Here is a 19880-nt window from a genome sequence, read left to right as displayed (position 1 = left end):
GATGATCATCCTGCCGAAATCATACATAACAACCTTCCTGCTGACGGCCCTGTGCTTTTCAGCCGGTTCAGCCTTCGCCGATGATGAAGTACGGAAACTGGAAAAAGAGGTGCGCATTCAGCAGTCCAAGATCCAGAGAGTCCAGGAAGATATTGAGGACCATAAAGGGCTCGTCCGGGAATCAAGAGACAAGGAAATCAACCTGCTCAACCAGCTCGAGAAAATTGACCAGGATCTCGCGCGCGGCCGTAAAAACCTCCAGGATCTGAAAGACGACCTGACGGCGCAGGAAAAACTGATCAACCAGAAGACCGAAGAGCTAACCCGGGTCATCGACGAAAAGGAGAAGATCAAGGACCATGTCAGAAACAGGCTGGTCTCTTTCTACAAGATGGGGGACATCGGCCTGATGAATGTCACCTTCTCGGCCTCGAGTCTGCCTGACCTGCTCAGTTTCAAAGAGTACTTCCATTCCCTGATCCAGTATGACCAGAAGGTGATCGAAGGATATCGGGAAAAAGTTCTCGCCCTGATCGCCATCCGGGAAGAGCTGAAGCAGGGAAAAGAGGAGATGCTGAAAGTCATCGTCAAGGTCAAGAATCAGGAGAGCATGCTCTCCGAGATCCGCAGGGAGAGGATGACTCTTCTGGCCAGGATCAACACCGAGAAGAAACTCTATCAGCGTGCGCTGGAAGAAATGGAAGAGGCCTCCGAAGGTCTGACCAAAACCCTGGCAAGTCTCCGGGAAGAACTGGTGGAAACCCGGAGCAAGGCGCGAAAGAAATTCTTCTCTTCCCCGAAAAAAAGGCGTCCGGGTTCGGGGACCGACCTTGCGCAAATGAAAGGCAGACTGGTCCCACCGGTAAGAGGATCGGTATCGACCTTATTCGGCAAAAACAGCAAGGGCAGGTTCGGGCTGACCACCTTTGCCAACGGGATCGATATCAAAACTGTATCAGGCTCCGAGGTTCTCGCTGTTTATGACGGCAAGGTTGTTTATTCCGGTCAGCTTCGCGGCTACGGCAATCTGATCATTATTGATCACGGCCAGCAGTATTACACCCTGGTTTCACGGGTGGCGGAATTGTACAAGAAAGAGGGGGAGGAAGTTAAAACCGGTGAGGTCATCGGTCTGATGAACGATCAGGGCGGCTTGCTCGGCGAGGGACTGCACTTTGAGATCAGGCACGGAACAGAGCCTCAGGACCCCCTTGAATGGCTGAACAACAGCCTGCTGAAAATGGAAGCAGCCAGCGCAACCTCGGAAGAGGAAAGTGACCCTACAGCGAATAATTGATTGTTCGCAACCAGTCATGTTCTCCCGAATCGGCCGACGATAGTTCAATGAACCATATGGTACTGTCCGTCCGTTTCGCAGCTTTTTACGAAACCGACAATAATTGATTGTTCGCGCAAGGTCAAAATGCTATTATTTTTTTCACCGAAAATCACCCTGCAATGAAAGGCGCCAATTAATCCAGCCAAATTTATTTGCATACTCTTCAATCATACACAACAGGAAGCACCAGATGAAAAACAGGAAATTTTCCACTGCCAGAAAAATTGTTATGACACTCCTGATAATCACCCCGATTCTGGCAGTTTTTCTTTTTTCACAGGGGCGCGATGCCACTGCCAAACCTCATGACACCTATGAAAGTCTCGAGGTTTTCTCAAACGTCCTGAGCCTGATCCAGAAGCACTACGTCGAGAATGTCGAAACCACCGATGTTCTTCAGGGCGCCATCAAAGGCATGCTCGTCTCCCTGGATCCTCATTCATCCTACCTGAAACCGGACGACTTCAAGGAGCTGAAACTTGAAACCAAAGGAAGCTTTACCGGCATCGGGATTGAAATAACCGTCAAGGACTCAATCCTCACCATTGTATCGCCCATCGAAGGAACGCCCGGATACAAGATCGGCCTTCAGGCCGGTGACAAAATCCTGAAAATCGAGAATGAGCCGACCAAGGATCTCACCCTGATGGAAGCAGTCAAAAAACTCCGTGGCCCGAAAGGGTCCAAAGTCACCATCTCTGTTCACCGTGAAGGATGGAGCGATCTGAAAGAGTTTGAGATCACCCGCGGAGTCATTCCTCTGCACAGCGTCAAATCCAAGATACTTGAGCCCGGCTACATCTACATCAGGATTTCCAACTTCCAGGCTAAAACCACCAGCGACTTCATCAAGGAACTCAAAGAGCTCAACGAACGGGGAAAAGTCAAAGGGCTGATCATCGATCTCCGCAACAACCCGGGCGGCCTGCTGGCCCAATCGGTAAAAATTTCCGACATCTTCATTGACGATGGCCTGATTGTTTCCACCAAAGGGAGAGTAAAAGACCAGAACACAGAATACTTTGCCCGACCGAGTGGAGAAAAGCACGACTACCCGATCATTGTTCTTGTGAACCAGGGAAGCGCGAGTGCCTCCGAGATTGTAGCAGGAGCTTTGCAGGATCACAAAAAAGCCCTGGTCGTCGGGACCCAGACCTTCGGCAAGGGATCGGTCCAGACCATTATCCCGATGAGTAACGGCGCCGGCCTGCGACTGACCACAGCCAGATACTACACCCCGAGCGGCAGATCTATTCAGGCCAAGGGAATTGAACCGGATATCGTCGTCGAAAACCTGCCCGAAGATATCTCCGAGAGCCATAAAAAGGTTAAAAAGAAACCGAAATTCCTGCGGGAGAAAGACCTTCGCAAACATCTCACCAATGGCGATGAAGACGAAGAGACCGAGAACGACAAAGAGGAAGAAGAAACCAAAAACGATGACACTGTAGAGAAAGATGACAGCGTCAAAGATCAGGATGCCACTGACCCGAAAGCTGACTCGAAAACCGACCCGAAGAGTGGCAAGAAAGAGAAGACCGCTCTCGAAAAAGCTGAAGAGGAAGCGGAGCAGGTCAAGGAACAACTGGCCAGGGACAATCAGTTGCGGACCGCCCTGATGCTCCTGAAAGGACTCAATGTCTACACCCATTTCAAGCAGCCGAATGGGAAATAGATCAGCGTACTCCTGAAAAAACATAGCGAAATTATACCCTGCCAAGGGGTATAATTTCGCGACTCTGACAAAAGCGTTTTTTTGCGGGGGAAGGGTCCTACCCGGTAACTCCGGGTCACCGGGAACTTCAGTCGTGATTAGAACGCACCACAAGCAGACAGAATGAACTCTACCTGTCGCCTTTTAAACGTCGGTTCCTAAGTGCCAGACTCTGCTGGCGGAAATTGTGTTGAACCAGTTTTTCCTTGTCATCATCATTAATCAGAATAAACTTCACAGCGACTCTTTTCCCGGGAATTCCAGGCCCCTCTGCATTATCCTGGCAGCTCACAACTTCTCCAAAACAGAAAATATAGAGATAGTCGGGTAGAAGAGTTATATGCAGCGCCATGATTTCCCCCGGAGAAGCAGGATCAGCCGAGTCGAAAGCCATCCCTGAAGCGCTGAAATCAACCTCCAGCAAATCCATCATTTCAAAGGGAGACTTGTCCCCGCTGACCTTCTGCAGAACCATGTTTAACTTTGTGTCGAGATGCTGCAGAAAAGTTGCCAGTTCCAGATCCCGATCACGCAATTTTGCCAGGGCCTCCTGCGCCCCGATGTACATCTGGATATCGGTAAGGCCTGTCTGATGATAGATGGATATTCCACGGCGATGATCGTCAAGGATGTCCTGATATCTTGCCAGGTCCACAGGTTCAAAGGCAAACAGGATTCGATCCGTAGCCCTGACCGCCTCTCTTCTTTCATTTCCTGAAGTCATATCAGCATCTTACCAGGTTTAAGAAACATAAATATCTGCATAGGCCCATTAACCAAGGTTATTTGATTGCGCTGCTGTTCACCGACTCGGTCAGCCCCTTGAAAACGACCGCAGAACCGGACGGCTTGATGACAAACTCAACCCTCCTGTTTCTTGCCCTCTGTGCTGCCGAATCGTTTTTCTCAAGGGGAACTCCATCGGCAAATCCGGAAGCCGTCATCCTTGAGGCTGGAATTTTAAATTTTTCCGACCAGTATTCAACAACACCGACCGCCCTCGCCGTAGACAAGCTCCAGTTCGACCTGAAAGGCGCTCCTCTCGTCAGGGGGATATTATCAGTGTGCCCTTTAACAGTTACCAGCGCTTCATGCTCGGCGACTATTTTCCCAATCCTGTCAAGAAGAGGAAGGAACCGTTCCTTGATCTCCGCCCGGCCAAGTTCAAAGGCAATCGAGTCTTTCACCCGCAACACCAGTCCTTCCGGCCCCATTTCCATCTCCGCTGCCCCGGACTCAAGCTCGGCGGCCATCTCTTCCTCAACACTCTGCTGCAGCTTTACGGCAAGTGGAGTACTCATGAATCCGGTCGAGATCATCATGTCCCCTTCCAGACTGCCATAGACCCGCTGCTCTTTCTGCACGCCGAACGCTTTCTCCATAGAGCCTGCAACCTGCTTGAACTTCTGGCGGTCCATCTCCGAAAATGAGAGCAGCAGGATAAAAAAGGTCATCAGCAGAGACATCAGATCCGCAAAGGTGCACATCCAGGCAGGTGCTCCGGCGGGCGGGCAGACCACCTTTTTCTCTTCATCTGCAGCCATGAACTATTCTCCGGCGCATCATTTTTTCCCCTCTTCGGTCTTCCGGTCTTTCGGCGGCAGGAATGTTTCAAGGTATTCCTCCATAACCCGCGGATTGAGGCCTTTCAAAATGCCCAGCACCCCTTCAATGATCAGGCGGCGATTTCTTTCCTCCTCCTGGCTGCGCAACGCGAGCTTGTCGGCAATGGGCAGAAAGAAAAGGTTGGCGGCAACTGCGCCATAAAGGGTAGTAAGCAGACAGACCGCCATCGCCGGGCCGATCGCGGAGGGGTCTTCCATATTCGCCAGCATCTGGACCAGGCCGACCAGAGTTCCGATCATCCCAAAGGCCGGTGCCGAATCACCCATGGCGGAAAAGGTTTTCTTGCCGAGATCATGTCGTTCGGTGGTCAGGCTCACCTCTTTCCGCAAAACCTCCTCAATGAACTCCGCTTCGTGCCCATCGACACAGTACATGATGGCTTTTTTAAGAAAGACATCCTCAATGGGCTGCTGCTCCAGAACGATCAGACCGTTCTTCCTCGCAATATTGGCAAGATTGACGATCTCCTGAATCACCTGCTGGGAGTTACTGGTTTTGGTGAAAAAGACATTCATCGCCACCTTGATGGAGTTTACAACATCACCCATCCCGAAACGGATCAGAGCCGTGGCGACAACTCCGCCACCAACGATGAGTACTGAGGGGATATTAACGAATAACAATATTGAACCGCCGAGGAGAACGGCGATCAGGAGAATGATGGTACCGCTGACAATACCTATAACTGTTGCGAGATCCATACGAAATCCTTATAGAGAATCAATGTATCCGGGCTGCAGGATGAACGCTCTTACCCCTGATTCTCTGTGAGATCATCTCGATCGATCTGCATGTTGAAACTGTGTTCAGAGTCGGGGTACTCTCCATTTTTTACTTCCTTCATGTAAGAGGATACCGCGTCTTTGATCGAAGGTGCAAGCCTCGCGTAAGATTTTACGAAACTCGGCACAAATTTTTCAAAGAGACCGAGCAGATCATGGGTGACCAGCACCTGACCGTCACAATGAACACCCGCCCCGATACCGATGGTGGGGATCTTTATCTCGCTGCTGATCACTTCGGCAAGCTGGGCGGGAATGCATTCAAGAACCAGAGAGAAGGCTCCGGCATGTTCAAGATCTCTTGCGGATTGCAACAGTTTCCGGGCCGAATCAAGGTCGCGCCCCTGGACCTTGTACCCGCCAAGCTGATTTGCGGTCTGCGGGGTGAGACCGATATGTCCCATCACCGGTATTCCGGCCCGGACGATGGCCTGAACCGTCCCGGCCATTTCGGTTCCCCCTTCAAGTTTAACGGCATCACACCCCGCTTCTTTTATAAAACGGCCCGCATTGTAAACGGCCCTGCCGAGATCAGTCTGGTATGAAAGAAACGGCATGTCGCCGACAATAAGGGCCCGCCTGGTTCCCCGGCTGACGGCCCGGGCATGATGCAGCATCTCCTCCATGGTCACCGGCACGGTTGACTCATACCCGAGAACGACCATCCCCAGTGAATCACCGACCAGCAGGATCTCCACTCCGACGCCGTCAAGCATTCTGGCAAAACTGACATCGTAGGCAGTCAGCACGGTGATCTTTTCGCCGTTTTTCTTCATGCGGAGAATGTCGGGAACAGTCAGTTTGTCATTGCCCATAATTTTTCACCAGCAGAAGTGTCCTTCCTTAAACAAGATCAAAAAAGCCGGGGGTTGAAATCTTCCTCGACTACAGCCATCACCCCGGAAAAGGGCCTGTTAAAATGATCATAGGCGGCGCGGGTCGCCATGCGTCCCCGGGGAGTCCTGATCAGAAAACCGGTCTGGATCAGAAATGGCTCATAAACATCCTCAAGGGTGGTCTTCTCTTCACAGACTGCCGTCGCAAGGGTCTCGATACCCAGCGGCCCTCCCTGAAACTTATCAATGATGGTGAGCAGGATTCTTCTGTCCATCTCGTCAAGCCCCTGGGGATCGACAGCCAGCATGTCGAGGGCCTTATCAGCCACTTCGAGAGTGATCCGGCCATCGGCCCTTACATCGGCAAAGTCACGGACCCTCTTCAACAACCTGTTGGCAATTCTGGGTGTTCCACGGGAACGACCGCCAATCTCACGGGCGCCATCATCATCTATCGGAATACCGAGGACCGAAGCCGATCGGCTGACAATTTCCACCAGCTCCTCAACCGAGTAAAAATCAAGTCTCAAAACCACTCCGAACCTGTCCCGCAAGGGTGGAGTCAACAAGCCGGTCCGGGTGGTAGCGCCGACCAGCGTGAAGTGCGGCAGATCCATTTTTACAGATCTCGCCCCCGGTCCCTGGCCGATGACCAGATCAAGCTGAAAATCTTCCATGGCCGGATAGAGAATCTCTTCGACCACATGATTCAGCCTGTGAATTTCATCGATAAAAAGAACATCTCCTTCCTGAAGGCTGGTCAGGATGGCGGCCAGATCTCCGGCCCGTTCAATGACCGGACCGGATGTCACCCGGATATTGGCATGCATTTCGTTGGCGATCACATAGGCAAGAGTGGTTTTGCCAAGACCTGGAAAGCCGTGAAAAAGAACATGGTCCAGCGCCTCATTTCTGGCCCGGGCAGCCTGAATGCCTATCTCAAGATTTTTTTTCAGCTGTTCCTGGCCGATGTACTGACTCAGAAAACGTGGCCGGAGATCCAGGTCAAGCTGCTCGTCCCGTCCTGACCTGGCACTGATAATTCGTTCTTCCTCGTTCATGCCAGCAACCTTAAGGCCTGCTTCAACAGCTCTTCAAATGACAAATGATCAAACTCATCGTTACCAAGAGTGGAACGAAGCTTTTCCATCCCTTTTCTGACGCTGACCGGAGAGTAACCAAGATTGACCAGAGCAGAGATAACATCGGAACTCAACTGGCTCTCCGATGGCTCGGCAGCAGGCGCCCGCCCCCCCATATCAGCCACCGGCAGAAACTGGACCTTGTCTTTCAGTTCAACACAGAGGCGCTCTGCGGTCTTCTTTCCTACCCCATGCAGGGAGGTCAGACGATGGATGTCCCCGGTGGTTATTGACCTGGCAAGGTCTGCAGGTCTCATCCCCGACAGGATATTCAAAGCGAGCTTGGGTCCGATCCCGGAAACACTGATCAAAAGAATAAACATGTCTTTTTCATGATGATCCGCGAATCCGTAAAGGTCGATCGCATCCTCGCGGACGTTGGTATAGATATGGAGAAAGAGTTCTTCTCCAACTTCCGGCAAAGCAAGGAGTCCGGTTGCTGAGAAAAAAACCTGATATCCCACGCCATTGACATCAAGCACCAGAAATTCCGGTGATTTGTGGGTCAAGATTCCTCTCAGGCTGGCGATCATAGGATGGTTTCCGTTTTTGTGGGCTCAAAAATGGTGATCATGTCCTGGAGATTCCGGATAGAAAGTGGTTGGCATGGCAGATTGCGACGGCTAAAGCATCTGCTGCATCCTGGCTGGGACTTTTAAGCAGGGAAAGGATAATCCGGACCATATGCTGGACCTGTTTTTTGTCGGCATTCCCGTACCCGGCGACCGCCTGCTTTACCTGACGGGCGGTATATTCGGCCATCGACACCCCCTTCTGCATGCCGGCGAGAATCAGAACCCCGCGAGCGTGGCCAAGTTTGAGGGCTGAATTCGGATTTCTGGCCATGAAAATTTCCTCGATAGCAGCCTGTTCAGGCCTGTAGTTCTTGATTACCTGGGTGATCCCGTCATGTATCTCAAGTAAACGGTCGGGAAAAGGAGTATTGGTCTTCACCCTGATCACGCCGCAGGTTACATAGTCCATCCTGTTGCCGACAACATCGATAATACCATACCCTGCGACCCTGGAACCGGGATCAATCCCGAGAATCCGCAAGCTGTCGCCTCCCCTGGCGGTGATCAGGAAATCGCCTCCATGATCGCATCGGGGATATCAAAATTGGCATGAACCTTCTGGACATCATCGTTGTCTTCAAGATTGTCGAGAAGCCTCATCAGTTGACTCGCTGTCTTTTCGTCACCGACATCAACCACATTTTTGGGAATCATCGAAATATTTGCCTCGATGAATTCAAGTTTTTCTGCTTCAAGGGCCTCACGGACTGCTTCAAATTTTTCCGGTTCAGTGAGAACCTGGAAGACATCATCCTCTTCCACGACATCCTCCGCTCCTGCTTCAAGGGCCAGTTCCATCAGTTTTTCCTCATCGATTTTCTCTTTTTCAATGAGGATTGACCCTTTTTTGTCAAACATCCAGCCCACGCATCCCGATTCGCCAAGATTACCACCGGATTTTGAAAAGAAACTGCGGACCTCAGCCACCGTACGATTGCGGTTATCGGTCATGCATTCGACAAGTACGGCAACCCCGCCCGGGCCATATCCCTCATAGAGGATTTCATCATAGTTCTCACCGTCAAGTTCCCCGGTACCTTTCTTGATCGCCCGGTCGACGTTGTCCTTCGGCATGTTCACTGCCTTTGCCGCAGCGATCGCACTGCGAAGTCTCGGGTTGGCATCACGGTCGCCTCCACCCATTCTTGCCGCAACAGTAATCTCTTTGATCAGTTTGCCGAACACTTTACCTTTTTTAGCGTCCGCAGCTCCTTTTCGATGTTTGATATTAGCCCACTTGGAATGTCCAGACATTGTAGTCTCCTCGAGAAATTAAGAAGGAAGAATTAATAATTCAAATTGCAGAAACCTGCAGGGATACAGCAGGTCTTGATGGATAATATTGATTACTCTTCATTTTTTCAGCCCAATTCCCAGAACAAAAACTTCCCTGCTTTCAGGCCTGGAACTCTTGGGCTTAACCGTTCTGGTAAGACGGAAACAGGCTTTCACTTCATTAAAAAAATCTTTATAGTCTTCACCTTCAAAAACCTTGCAGTAAAAGGCGCCATCAGGGTCAAGAAGAGACACCGCCAACTCCAGAGCCCGCCTTGACAGATCGAGCGACTTCTGCTGATCGGCCCATTTATTGCCGGTTGTCCTCGGGGCCATATCACTGATTACCGCTGTGAAAGAGGCGCTGACAGCCCGCACGAGATCCACCGTCCCGTCTTCAAATATATCGGCAACAAGCCACTTGATCCCAGCCCCGGGTTGTCTGTTTTCAGCCGTTACCTTATTAAGGTCAACCCCCACTACCAGACCGGAAGGACCAACGACTCTGGAAGCAAACATCGACCAGCTCCCCGGAAAACAGCCAAGATCAAGAATCCGCCCCCCTTTGGTCAGAAAGCGGTATTTGTTTTGCGCTTCCTCCAGTTTATAGACCGAGCGGGCCGGATAGCCATCTTTTTTGGCCTTCCTGAAATAATGATCCTGGACCTCTTTCATGGTATCGGTTTCAAGCCTCTCTAGCTCTGTGAAATGAGCACAAATTAGTGCATTTATCCTTTATTGACAAGGAATATCAGGCACGGACCAACGGTTAATAGCACATCACTAGCGATCTGAATCAATAAAATCCAACACCTTTCCAACAGTATGTTAAAGCGCTTTTAGGGCAGAGAGCAAACATGACGGGAATAAGAGCTGCAGGGAATGCACATTGGGTCTTCAAACAAAAAAAGCCCCGTTCCATAGAGGCCTCGGGGCTCAAATCGCGACGTATTCATTCTGATCATGAAAGACGATATTTCATGTACCAGCTGTTGTCATTAATATCCTTCATCTTGATGATCAGTTTGTCACCTTCAACCGTTCGATTCAACGGCGCCGGATTGCATCCGCCCTTAACGATATTGATTCTGGTGGAAGCAAATTTCTGGCCGCAGTTCTCACAGACCATGAAATCACCTTCCTGATAGTAACCTTTCCCGGCCTTGTAGCAGACATCACATGCATCTATGGCCGCCCGCAGAACTCCATCACTGCTTCTGATAACAAAGAACGTCACCTTGGTGCCATTCTCGGCAATCACATCAAAATGATGTGCCTTTCCATCATTGATCTTTGATACGGACAGTCGGATCTCGCCATCCACCGGTTTCAAAGGTCCGGAACCGGCGGAAGTCGAATTACATCCAACCAGCAAAACAAGTGCGAACGCTGTCAGGGCCAGAAGTCGAATAATTTCTCTCATATTTCACCTCGATAGAATGGTCAGAAGCAGACTCAATGCATTCGCCCCGTGTAAAAAGCAACATCTATGCCATGCAGCCTCCAACTTTACAACCCACTGATTTTATTTTGCTTTTTAGCATTTCAAAAATATGATGTGAGAATATTTCAAGTGAACAAATTAAAAAAATAGAGAATATTCTTACACCAAATAAAGAATATTCTCTACTCGAATAGAGGCGCTTCGTAACAGATGGAGTTTTCTGCCCAGGCAGGACTCGGCTCCTTTCAGGCATCAACTCCGACATCAATCTGCTGGAGCAATCTTCGGGGTGGTTCTCCCCATGCACAAGCAGTTTCCATTTTTGGTCCGGACCAACTCCTGGTTCCGGTAAATAAAGTCAGCCCGCCCCGAAAAGCGGGACGGGCTGAAAGGAGGGGGTAACAGATACGGATTTGCAGATTACCAGCGGGGACCATTGCAGCCACGGCCATTACCGCGACCTCGTCCACTCTGATCATTCTGCGAGTAGCAATCACCAGAACCGTCACAACCGGCTCTCCGTCCAAATCCTTTGCCGGTTCCAGGGCCAAATCCTGCACCATCAGCTTTTTCCTTAAGCTGCGCCTTCAGATCGTACATTTCACTCCAGATTGCAGCGGCCTTTTCTTTATCAGGATTTTCCTGATTGACGACATCAGCATATTCGCTCCGCTTATCAAAAAGCTGCTGGCGCAGATCTTTGGTTGCATCAAAGAACTCCTGTCTCGCCTTCTGGTCTTCTTCACTCACCTCTTCTGCGCAAGGGCCACCGCATGATCCAGGGCCGTTTCCCGGGCCATTTCCACGACCTTCACCTCCCCACCAGCCCCAGCCGGCACTCGCCGTCTGAAGACCGGTAAAACCTGCAAGCGTAACCAGTAACGCGACTACCAATACCTTTTTCATGATGTTCTCCTTATGATGAATGTTGATAAATGATTCCTGGCTTTGCCTTCCTATTTATCAACTTCCGTGCCAACATCACGCGAGAGCATATATGTTTCTGATATGATTGGCAATTATCACAACATGAAGCAGGAGCACTGAATCTTGCAATGTATTTTCACTGGGTAATTAGTAAGCATCCCGCCGGAGAACCTGGATACTTTTTAACCATGGAATCAGGAGAGCCGACTGCCGCAATATTTACAATATGCAGCATCATTATCATGCCCGTCGGCATTACACTGAACACAGACCCTGCCAGTCTCCCTCACATCATGACTTCTGTTCAGTTCAACGGTTACAATTCCGGTGGGAACAGCAATTATTCCATACCCGAGAATCATGATAATCGCCGCCAGGAACTGTCCGAAACTGGTATGGGGTGAAATGTCGCCATATCCTACGGTCGTGAGAGTCACAATGGCCCAGTAAATACTGCGGGGAATGCTGGTAAAGCCATGCTCCACATCTTCCACCACATACATCAGCGATCCGAAGAAAACCACCAGAACCATGACCGCAAAGAGGAAAACCGTAATCTTACGTCGACTGGCTCGAAGGGCCATGAGAAGTTGCCGCGACTCTCCCAGATACTGGGCAAGTTTCAGAATCCTGAATATCCTTAAAACCCGCAGTATTCTGATCACCGTGAGATATCGGCCGGCCGGGATGACCAGACCGAGAAAAGTGGGGACAATTGCCAGGAGGTCAATAACTCCGAAAAAACTGATTGCATATCGAAAGGGACTCCCGGCACTCAAGAGGCGAAGGAAATACTCGACCAGGAACAATATGGTAAAAAACCACTCAAAACCGTAAAGGAGTCCCCCATAAACAGCCCTGATCGAACTCACACTGTCCAGCATGACCACTAGCACACTGGCAACAATGCTGTAAATCAGCAGGAGATCAAACATTTTCCCTGCCGGGGTCTCGGTGCCGAATATGACCTCATGAAGAGCATGCCGCCATGCAGCGTGATCACTATCCGGTTTCCGGACACTATTTATATTCCGCATGATCCTCAAACCATCATCAGGAAAGGGACAGGTATTTGATAACCAGAAGTATTCCAGCTATGAGCAATACCGGCCCGTTGGCCGAGTAAACCAGATACACCATCCAGTAGCGGTCACCAAGATACTCCTTGAGCCGCGCTCTATTCAATACTTTCGGCACCCAGAAGGCGATGGACACACCGGCCCCGGTAATTGTCAGCAGAATACCGCAAACCAGAAGAAACATTGCATGCCTTTGCATAAAATCACTCTCAGAAAGCCTTCAAACAATTATTAAAGCGTATTCGCAGGGCACAAACATACTGAGCCTCAAACCTCAGGCCATTTTCATTGAAGTCCGACCAGAAATTCCCGGTAGAGTCCTTCATTGAATCCGATGATGAACATGTTACCAACCCGGAGAGTTGGAGCTCGCAGGCTGCCGCTTCTGCCAATGGCATTTTCAAGTATTTCTTCCTGATGAACTCCGGGATCCGCAAAACCGGCAATTTTCTTCCCCTTTGCCACATAGACCTGCTTTGCCCCCTGCAGCATCGCCCACGCCTTCTGACTGTCAATTTTCTCTTTTCCGGCATCAACCTCTACCGCAATCCCGATTTTCCCGGCAGCGAGAAACTCCCGTGCCCTGACGCATGAGGTTCAGCCCTTCCGCATATATGCCCAGTCAATTTTCATGGCTCACCCTTTTCTGCCTTTCTTCCAGATGACCAGAGCTGTGGAATAGACCTCGGATCTCGCCGTGCCGAGATCCTCTGCAACTTTTCTTACCGCATCACGCATGGACAGCCGGGAGTTGTCCCTGTACCAGACAAGGACCCCATCAAGATCAACGCCTTGCATGGCCCCTGGCCCGGATTCGTCGGATCCGTCGATGACCACCACAAACTCTCCCCTGATCTTATCCCGGCCTGTCAGAATCTCAATCACCTCACTTGTTTTGGCATGTATCGTCTCTTCATGCAGTTTGGTCAGCTCCCGTCCTATAAAGACTCTCCTGTCTCCAAGGACCTCCAGACAGTCCTGCAGGGATTTCACTATCCGGTGCGGGGATTCATAAAACACGTGAGCCCGATTCTGTCCCTCAATTGACTTGAGAAGGCTCACGCGCTCCCCTTTCCGCCCCGGGAGAAACCCCAGAAAAACAAAGGCATTATCCTTCAGCCCAGCAATACTTACTGCACCACTCAAAGCCGACGGCCCCGGAACCGGCACAACCCTGACACCATTCTCAACTGCCAGTCTTACCAGCACGGCTCCGGGATCGGATATCGCCGGAGTCCCGGCGTCAGACACCAGCGCCACATTTTCACCGGACAGAATCCTCTGGATGACATCACTCGCCCGGGACTGTTCTTTGTCCTTATAATAACTGATCATCGGGGTCCGGATACCAAGACTTGCCAGCAACTTCCTGGTGTGACGGGTGTCTTCGGCAGCTATCAGGTTCACCTCACCCAGAATCCGGACCGCCCTTCTGGTGATATCTTCAAGATTACCAATTGGCGTGGCGACAACATAAAGAACTCCGGCCCCCACTTGATCTCTCCCCTCAGTCAAAAGTCACCTCTGACAATGGCAGCTTGAGCGTAAAACAGGTACTTCCCGGCTGGCTCGTAAAGACGATCTCACCATGCAAAGATGCCGCTATCGCCCTGCCAAGAAAAAGGCCGAGACCCGTTCTGGAAAACCCTGATACAAAGGGTTCAAAAATCTTCTCCCGGAGAGCATCATCGACTCCTGGCCCGTTGTCGGCAATATCAATTCTTATCTGATCATCTTCTCTGGAAGTCCTAATCTGCAGTTTTGCCGGCTCACCTTCAGGACGCACCCCTTTTTCCATTGACAGAGAAGCATTCTCAAGTAAAACGGCAAGTATCTTGTGCAGTGCAACCTGATGACAGACAAGGGCAGGAATATTGTCTGCCGAAATGACCTCCTTCCGCACCTTATGCTTAAAAAAGCTGTCGGCCGATAAAAATTCCAGCTCCGTCCGGATCACATCTCTCAATTTATAGGCCTGGACAGTGCCCGGATCACGACATTCCGCCATCAGGTTTGAACATCTTCTCATGATATCATGAAGAACATTGACCTCCTTGACCAGATGTTCCGTCAACCCGGAACGCCTGGCAATCATCTCCCTGAGAATCCCTGCATGCGACCGGGCTTCCTCAATCGAATCCGACTTTTCAATGATATCCAGAGTTTTGTCCGCCTGATCAAACATCATGACCAGTAGTTCCGCCTGCATGGAAAAGGCCTGCCCGACCCCGTTGAGGTTGTGAATCAATCCCCTGAAGAGGCGTCCCACCGCCGCATCAAAAGAATACTCAATAAACGCTTTTTCCCATTCCATCTTGCTTTGCGTCACAACGAGAAAACTCCATCCAAGAGGATAAACATGTGAAATATGACTCTTCGGCCTGATATTTCTGCCGACCCCATGTGAATATACAATGTTCAGAAAATATGTACAGAAACAACACAGCTCCCGACTGTTCTGCTTTTATTCAATAATACCCCTTTCACTGCTACTCCAGATTCGCATCTCCTTGTACCACCGACAAGCCCCCACCCGTCCTTTGTTCTTGAATCGTGAAACACTCTCCAGATTCCCCGGGTTTCTCAAACCATGCGTTGTCCTTTGCAGGTTTACTGTTGGTTATTGACTGCGATACCCTTTAGAATTTTCCCGCCTGAAAGATACTTATATTGACATATTTTATATAAGCACCTACTATCTGAGTAACTGCTCATATATTAAATTAACGGATACTGTATGGATCAGAAAAACCAGGAGTACTGTCATTGTCGGATCATTCATACTGAACGCGTGGAAAACGCCAGGAGAACCGCCCTCTCGGATATGGAACAGCAGAGACTGACCAATACATATAAAGCGATGGGTGACTCTACCAGGCTCAAGATACTATTAGCCCTTGCCCATGAAGAGATGTGCGTCTGTGACCTTGCGGCCTTTCTTGATATTTCGGAATCTGCAGTCAGTCACCAGTTAAGGATGCTTCGCCAGCTGTACCTCGTAATCAGCCGCAGGGAAGGTCAGATTTTATACTACAACTTGAACGATGACCACATCAGGAAGTTGCTCGCTGTCGGCATTGAACATATCAGGGAGTAATCATGGAATTTGTAATAAGTGTCGCGCTTGAATCCTGGCATCTTCTTCTAGATGCTTCTGTTTATATCCTTCTCGGGATTGTGATTGGTGGGGTCCTGAAATTGTTCCTTTCGCCGGAGCTTATTGCCCGCCACCTCGGGACTGGACGTTTCCTCCCGGTCTTAAAGGCAGCGCTTTTCGGAATTCCGATCCCGCTCTGTTCCTGTGGAGTACTCCCCGCAGCGGCGGCCTTGAAAAAACAAGGGGCCAGCAATGGTGCGACCATCGCCTTTCTTGTTTCGACACCGGAATCGGGGATAGACTCGATCAGCGTCAGCTATGCTCTTCTCGATCCGCTGATGACGGTGGCAAGGCCGGTTGCGGCATTGATATCAGCAATCGCTGCAGGCTTCACTGAAAATCTTTTCCAACGATCTGAACAACCGATTGCCACCGGGAATCCTGACCAAACTGCAAAGTGCTGCGCCAGTGAAAAATGCTCCGCCGAGACCGGATCAGAACAGCCGGTATTCTTCCGGAAAATACTCTCCGGTTTCCGGTATGCTTTTACAGAACTTTGGGGAGACATCGCCGTATGGTTTTTCTTCGGCCTTTTGTTAAGCGGCCTGATTACGGTTCTGGTTCCGGACGAGTTGATCTCCTCTTATCTGGGGGGAGGACTCACCACCATGCTGATCATGCTGGCGGCAGGGATACCACTCTATATCTGTGCCTCAGCATCCACCCCGATTGCCGCGGCCCTGATAATGAAAGGCGTGAGTCCTGGCGCCGCACTTGTTTTTCTCCTGGTCGGCCCGGCAACCAACATGGCCTCACTCTCGGTCATGACCGGGCTTCTGGGCAAGCTGTCGACAATCCGATATCTGGCAGTCATTTCCGCAAGCAGTGTTGTCAGCGGTCTGACCTTGGACATGATTTATGACATGACCGGCATTTCCGTTACTGCAATTACCGGACAAGCCGCCGAGATCATCCCCTATGAACTTCAGCTTGCCGGCGCCATTGTCCTGATCGCTCTGTCCATCAAACCATTCTGCAAACTGGTCAACAGGCGATTCCACGGCTCTCCCACCGTTCACAAGAATTCCGGCTGCGGCTGTTCTGCGGGATCATGCCAGGAATCCCCCTGATCACCGACACCCACCACAGGAATTGTATTCCTCGTTATTTCAGAAAAAAAAACCCCTGAGCCATTAATACACAAACTTTCAGCACCTTGATTTTGCCTGATCAGTAATTAAATTTTCAACAGGAGAACAAAGACTGATTTTGATGAAATTACTCTCATGAAGGAGGTGATAGACATGTTGGATCTGGTTCCTTTCAGAAAATCTCATTATCTTGACCCTTTTAAAGAAGTTGAACATCTGGCCAGGCATTTCTGGCACGACCTTCCCTTCCGGGATATTACCACCGCAGGAGAGTTTGATTTTGCCCCGCGGCTGGATATTACCGAAACGGACAAGACGCTTGAGGTGAAAGCTGAACTCCCCGGTCTGGAGAGGAAAGACGTCGACATCACCCTTGACAATGATTTCCTTGTCATCAAAGGTGAAAAGAAACATGAGGAAGAAGAAAAAGGGCGTCATTTCCACAGAGTGGAACGCCATTTCGGATCTTTCCAACGGAGTGTGAGATTGCCGGTGGAAGTTGATACGAAAAAGGTTAAAGCAACTTTTAAAGACGGCGTCCTTACCGTCACGATGACCAAGATTGTAACCGGCAAAGAAAAAGCTACCCATATCGAGATTCAGTGAGCCTCAAGCTCTCTTTCTCTCCCCTCCATAATGAACCTGGCCCGTCAGAAATGGCGGGCCACACTTCACTGAAGGCAATATTTTTAAACAATTTGACTCTTCTCCATCAATAAATAGATAATGTAATCAAATAACTGGAGCGAGTCAGCGAACAGAACCACCCCTGCATCAACCATCCTTTTATTGCCAAGAGGAGATTTCATGCGCAACTTAACAATCGGCCGAAAGATCAGCTACGGTTTCGGGACCATCCTGACACTTCTCGTGATAATGGTTGTTTTCAACGAATTCGGTATTGGCAGAATCGTCAGAAATGCCAGCCAGGTCATTACCGGCAACATGCTGGACGGCAACCTGGCCCAGAAAGAGGTTGATCATTTGAACTGGGTCGCAAAAGTGAACGCCCTGCTCACAGATGAAAATGTAACCGAGCTTCAGGTCGAGACCGACGACCACCTCTGCGCTTTCGGCAAATGGCTTTTCGGGGAAGGGAGAAAAAACACCGAGACCTTTGTTCCTGAACTGTCCACCCTGCTTAAAGAGATAGAAAAACCGCACCACGAGCTGCATCTTTCCGCGATCGCCATAAAAGAGGCTTACAAACCAGTCAGCAAAAAACTCCTTGAACAGGTAACAGATATCAATGCGGCAAATCTCGAATGGTCTTCGAGGGTTAGGGATTCTCTTCTAAACAGAAAAACGAAGCTGGGGGTCCGCCTTGATCCGGATCATTCAATTCTCGGCAAATGGCTGGTTTCGGAGAGCGCACAACTCGCCCTGAAAAATGGCAGTGATAATCTGAAAAAGACCATCAATGCTTTGGGTCAGGCCCAAAAGGAGATGTACGCTTCTGCGATTCTGGTGAATGACCTCATGGCAAAAGATACTATCGACAGTGCCATCAGTCTCTTCAAAAACGACACCTCCCCGAAGATCGACACCCTTATCGACCTTCTGATTGAACTGCAGGCCGAAGTGGAAAATGAAATGGCAGGCGCCATTGAAGCAAACAGAATATATGCCACCCAGACAATGCCGGCCTTAATAGAAGTCCAGAAAAAATTGAACACTCTCCGTGATGAATTAAAAAAACACGTCATGACAGATGTGATCATGCTTGATGCAGCAAAAAAAACCAGGCTGTTCGCATTATCGATCGGGCTGCTCATCGTTGTTGCAGGAATTCTGCTTGCGTTTTTCATCTCCAGGGGAATCATCCGTTCTCTGACCGATATCTCTCAAATCATCGGAACCGGATCCTCCCAGGTGAACATGGCCGCTTTGGAAATTTCATCATCCAGTCAAAGCCTTGCAGACGGAGCATCAACTCAGGCTGCGGCGATGGAAGAAACAACCTCGTCTCTTGAACAGATGTCCACCATGACCAGACAGAATGCGGCCAACTCCAATGAAGCAGACCGCCTGATGCAGGAAGCCAGCGAAGTGCTCTCCAAGGCCGACCGCTCAATGCAGAACCTCACAGAATCCATGAATGAAATCAGTACCGCCAGCGGACAAACCCAGAAGATTGTCAAGACCATCGACGAAATAGCATTCCAGACAAATCTTCTGGCATTAAATGCTGCGGTTGAAGCTGCCAGGGCTGGGGAAGCGGGAGCGGGGTTTGCAGTAGTTGCCGAAGAGGTTCGCAATCTTGCGCTCCGGGCCGCCCAGGCAGCAAAAAACACCTCGCAACTGATCGAAGACACCGTTAAGAAAGTACAAACAGGGTCCAGGCAGGCTTCTGAAACAAGCGAAGCTTTTGACATTGCCGCTGAAGCCAGTGCAAAGATAAAAAACATCGTCAGTGAAATCGCGAAAGCTTCCAACGAGCAGGACCAGGGGATCACTCAGATCAACAAGGCTCTCGCCGAAATTGATGCGATTACTCAACAGAATGCAGCCTCAGCCGAAGAAGCAGCCTCAGCCTCCACAGAATTAAACGCCCAGTCCGACATGATGAAGGACTCGGTCAATGACCTGCTGATCATGGTTGGCGCAGCTGCGCATCCCGGGACGTAAAGTTCTGCCTCCGCCAGGGACTTACCGGCAAAAAGATATTGAAGCTCCCCGCAGCAGTAAGCAAACGGTGTGCGACTTCGAGCCACGGGGCATCTCCGTATGGATTCCAGGCCGGGGTATAATGGGCAAGAAAACTCGGGCACCGCGTTTTGGGCAAAAAAATACCTCCATCCCAATAAAGGAATGGAGGTATTAAAAATAAATTCGGCGGCGACCTACTCTCCCACATAGTCTCCCATGCAGTACCATCGGCGCTGAAGAGCTT

General features: G+C 50.2%; 22 protein-coding genes. 6 read left to right on the top strand and 16 right to left on the bottom strand.

The features are described from left to right. The first annotated feature begins 1 nt into the window (after nt 1). Both KKG35_04195 and KKG35_04190 read left to right on the top strand, forming a co-directional pair. Entirely contained in the window at nt 2-1297 is a 1296-nt protein-coding gene (locus KKG35_04195; protein ID MBU1737318.1) for a peptidoglycan DD-metalloendopeptidase family protein, read from the top strand. A gap of 232 nt (nt 1298-1529) precedes the next feature. Then, nucleotides 1530-3014, top strand: a complete 1485-nt coding sequence (locus KKG35_04190) for a S41 family peptidase (protein MBU1737317.1) — start codon at nt 1530-1532, stop codon at nt 3012-3014. A 169-nt stretch (nt 3015-3183) separates the two neighbouring features. Here the strand turns inward: KKG35_04190 and KKG35_04185 are convergent, their stop codons facing one another. The 16 genes from KKG35_04185 to KKG35_04110 all read right to left on the bottom strand — a co-directional run bounded on the left by KKG35_04185 (nt 3184) and on the right by KKG35_04110 (nt 15068). Next, nucleotides 3184-3777, bottom strand: a complete 594-nt coding sequence (locus tag KKG35_04185) for a PilZ domain-containing protein (protein MBU1737316.1) — start codon at nt 3775-3777, stop codon at nt 3184-3186. Between the two features lie 58 nt (nt 3778-3835). Beyond that, complete coding sequence (locus KKG35_04180) at nt 3836-4597, bottom strand: OmpA family protein (protein MBU1737315.1); 762 nt, start codon at nt 4595-4597, stop codon at nt 3836-3838. Between the two features lie 18 nt (nt 4598-4615). Further along, nucleotides 4616-5380 (bottom strand): MotA/TolQ/ExbB proton channel family protein, encoded by a 765-nt coding sequence (locus tag KKG35_04175; protein MBU1737314.1) that lies wholly within the window; start codon nt 5378-5380, stop codon nt 4616-4618. A 50-nt stretch (nt 5381-5430) separates the two neighbouring features. Continuing rightward, nucleotides 5431-6276: a 3-methyl-2-oxobutanoate hydroxymethyltransferase gene (panB, locus tag KKG35_04170; GenBank protein ID MBU1737313.1), complete on the bottom strand. Its 846-nt coding sequence runs from the start codon at nt 6274-6276 to the stop codon at nt 5431-5433. 38 nt (nt 6277-6314) lie between these two features. After that, entirely contained in the window at nt 6315-7358 is a 1044-nt protein-coding gene (gene ruvB / locus KKG35_04165; protein ID MBU1737312.1) for a Holliday junction branch migration DNA helicase RuvB, read from the bottom strand. Then, a complete protein-coding gene (gene ruvA / locus KKG35_04160) occupies nt 7355-7972 on the bottom strand; it encodes a Holliday junction branch migration protein RuvA (GenBank protein ID MBU1737311.1) in 618 nt (205 codons plus the stop codon). The genes ruvB and ruvA overlap by 4 nt, the downstream gene beginning before the upstream one ends. 37 nt (nt 7973-8009) lie before the next feature. Continuing rightward, complete coding sequence (gene ruvC, locus KKG35_04155) at nt 8010-8495, bottom strand: crossover junction endodeoxyribonuclease RuvC (GenBank protein ID MBU1737310.1); 486 nt, start codon at nt 8493-8495, stop codon at nt 8010-8012. Nucleotides 8496-8518: 23 nt separating this feature from the next. Then, nucleotides 8519-9268: a YebC/PmpR family DNA-binding transcriptional regulator gene (locus tag KKG35_04150; protein ID MBU1737309.1), complete on the bottom strand. Its 750-nt coding sequence runs from the start codon at nt 9266-9268 to the stop codon at nt 8519-8521. 99 nt (nt 9269-9367) lie between these two features. Next, complete coding sequence (locus KKG35_04145) at nt 9368-9964, bottom strand: RlmE family RNA methyltransferase (protein MBU1737308.1); 597 nt, start codon at nt 9962-9964, stop codon at nt 9368-9370. Nucleotides 9965-10250: 286 nt separating this feature from the next. Beyond that, a complete protein-coding gene (locus KKG35_04140; protein ID MBU1737307.1) occupies nt 10251-10712 on the bottom strand; it encodes a DUF2318 domain-containing protein in 462 nt (153 codons plus the stop codon). A 441-nt stretch (nt 10713-11153) separates the two neighbouring features. Further along, on the bottom strand, nt 11154-11639 hold the full coding sequence (locus KKG35_04135) for a periplasmic heavy metal sensor (protein ID MBU1737306.1): 486 nt from the start codon (nt 11637-11639) through the stop codon (nt 11154-11156). Between the two features lie 215 nt (nt 11640-11854). Beyond that, nucleotides 11855-12697 carry an ion transporter gene (locus KKG35_04130; GenBank protein MBU1737305.1) on the bottom strand — a complete coding sequence of 281 codons (843 nt, stop codon included), beginning with the start codon at nt 12695-12697 and terminating at the stop codon, nt 11855-11857. Nucleotides 12698-12713: 16 nt separating this feature from the next. Next, nucleotides 12714-12923: a hypothetical protein gene (locus tag KKG35_04125; GenBank protein ID MBU1737304.1), complete on the bottom strand. Its 210-nt coding sequence runs from the start codon at nt 12921-12923 to the stop codon at nt 12714-12716. Nucleotides 12924-13024: 101 nt separating this feature from the next. Beyond that, on the bottom strand, nt 13025-13231 hold the full coding sequence (locus tag KKG35_04120; GenBank protein MBU1737303.1) for a hypothetical protein: 207 nt from the start codon (nt 13229-13231) through the stop codon (nt 13025-13027). Nucleotides 13232-13375: 144 nt separating this feature from the next. Continuing rightward, a complete protein-coding gene (gene rsmI, locus KKG35_04115) occupies nt 13376-14233 on the bottom strand; it encodes a 16S rRNA (cytidine(1402)-2'-O)-methyltransferase (protein MBU1737302.1) in 858 nt (285 codons plus the stop codon). Between the two features lie 13 nt (nt 14234-14246). Then, the gene (locus KKG35_04110; GenBank protein MBU1737301.1) at nt 14247-15068 is read right to left on the bottom strand and encodes a sensor histidine kinase; all 822 of its coding nucleotides are present in this window, start codon (nt 15066-15068) and stop codon (nt 14247-14249) included. 408 nt (nt 15069-15476) lie between these two features. Here KKG35_04110 and KKG35_04105 point away from each other — a divergent pair, with 408 nt between their 5' ends. The 4 genes from KKG35_04105 to KKG35_04090 all read left to right on the top strand — a co-directional run bounded on the left by KKG35_04105 (nt 15477) and on the right by KKG35_04090 (nt 19615). Then, a complete protein-coding gene (locus tag KKG35_04105; GenBank protein ID MBU1737300.1) occupies nt 15477-15836 on the top strand; it encodes a metalloregulator ArsR/SmtB family transcription factor in 360 nt (119 codons plus the stop codon). 2 nt (nt 15837-15838) lie between these two features. Further along, nucleotides 15839-16966 (top strand): SO_0444 family Cu/Zn efflux transporter, encoded by a 1128-nt coding sequence (locus tag KKG35_04100; GenBank protein MBU1737299.1) that lies wholly within the window; start codon nt 15839-15841, stop codon nt 16964-16966. A gap of 174 nt (nt 16967-17140) precedes the next feature. Then, a complete protein-coding gene (locus KKG35_04095; GenBank protein ID MBU1737298.1) occupies nt 17141-17593 on the top strand; it encodes an Hsp20/alpha crystallin family protein in 453 nt (150 codons plus the stop codon). Nucleotides 17594-17794: 201 nt separating this feature from the next. Continuing rightward, nucleotides 17795-19615 (top strand): CZB domain-containing protein, encoded by a 1821-nt coding sequence (locus tag KKG35_04090; protein MBU1737297.1) that lies wholly within the window; start codon nt 17795-17797, stop codon nt 19613-19615. The last annotated feature ends 265 nt before the right edge of the window (nt 19616-19880 follow it).

This window comes from Pseudomonadota bacterium (assembly GCA_018823285.1).
GTDB lineage: Bacteria > Desulfobacterota > Desulfobulbia > Desulfobulbales > JAGXFP01 > JAHJIQ01.
The sequence above is the reverse complement of the archived record's forward strand: the minus strand, read 5'-3'. Positions and strand labels throughout refer to the sequence as shown.

Bases quoted from the DNA above. Each gene is read 5' to 3' on its own strand.
- KKG35_04195 (MBU1737318.1), top strand. From the start codon at position 2: ATGATCATCCTGCCGAAATCATACATAACAACCTTCCTGCTGACGGCC.
- KKG35_04190 (MBU1737317.1), top strand. From the start codon at position 1,530: ATGAAAAACAGGAAATTTTCCACTGCCAGAAAAATTGTTATGACACTC.
- KKG35_04185 (MBU1737316.1), bottom strand. From the start codon at position 3,777: ATGACTTCAGGAAATGAAAGAAGAGAGGCGGTCAGGGCTACGGATCGA.
- KKG35_04180 (MBU1737315.1), bottom strand. From the start codon at position 4,597: ATGGCTGCAGATGAAGAGAAAAAGGTGGTCTGCCCGCCCGCCGGAGCA.
- KKG35_04175 (MBU1737314.1), bottom strand. From the start codon at position 5,380: ATGGATCTCGCAACAGTTATAGGTATTGTCAGCGGTACCATCATTCTC.
- panB (MBU1737313.1), bottom strand. From the start codon at position 6,276: ATGGGCAATGACAAACTGACTGTTCCCGACATTCTCCGCATGAAGAAA.
- ruvB (MBU1737312.1), bottom strand. From the start codon at position 7,358: ATGAACGAGGAAGAACGAATTATCAGTGCCAGGTCAGGACGGGACGAG.
- ruvA (MBU1737311.1), bottom strand. From the start codon at position 7,972: ATGATCGCCAGCCTGAGAGGAATCTTGACCCACAAATCACCGGAATTT.
- KKG35_04150 (MBU1737309.1), bottom strand. From the start codon at position 9,268: ATGTCTGGACATTCCAAGTGGGCTAATATCAAACATCGAAAAGGAGCT.
- KKG35_04145 (MBU1737308.1), bottom strand. From the start codon at position 9,964: ATGAAAGAGGTCCAGGATCATTATTTCAGGAAGGCCAAAAAAGATGGC.
- KKG35_04140 (MBU1737307.1), bottom strand. From the start codon at position 10,712: ATGAGAGAAATTATTCGACTTCTGGCCCTGACAGCGTTCGCACTTGTT.
- KKG35_04135 (MBU1737306.1), bottom strand. From the start codon at position 11,639: ATGAAAAAGGTATTGGTAGTCGCGTTACTGGTTACGCTTGCAGGTTTT.
- KKG35_04130 (MBU1737305.1), bottom strand. From the start codon at position 12,697: ATGCGGAATATAAATAGTGTCCGGAAACCGGATAGTGATCACGCTGCA.
- KKG35_04125 (MBU1737304.1), bottom strand. From the start codon at position 12,923: ATGTTTCTTCTGGTTTGCGGTATTCTGCTGACAATTACCGGGGCCGGT.
- KKG35_04120 (MBU1737303.1), bottom strand. From the start codon at position 13,231: ATGCTGCAGGGGGCAAAGCAGGTCTATGTGGCAAAGGGGAAGAAAATT.
- KKG35_04105 (MBU1737300.1), top strand. From the start codon at position 15,477: ATGGATCAGAAAAACCAGGAGTACTGTCATTGTCGGATCATTCATACT.
- KKG35_04100 (MBU1737299.1), top strand. From the start codon at position 15,839: ATGGAATTTGTAATAAGTGTCGCGCTTGAATCCTGGCATCTTCTTCTA.
- KKG35_04095 (MBU1737298.1), top strand. From the start codon at position 17,141: ATGTTGGATCTGGTTCCTTTCAGAAAATCTCATTATCTTGACCCTTTT.
- KKG35_04090 (MBU1737297.1), top strand. From the start codon at position 17,795: ATGCGCAACTTAACAATCGGCCGAAAGATCAGCTACGGTTTCGGGACC.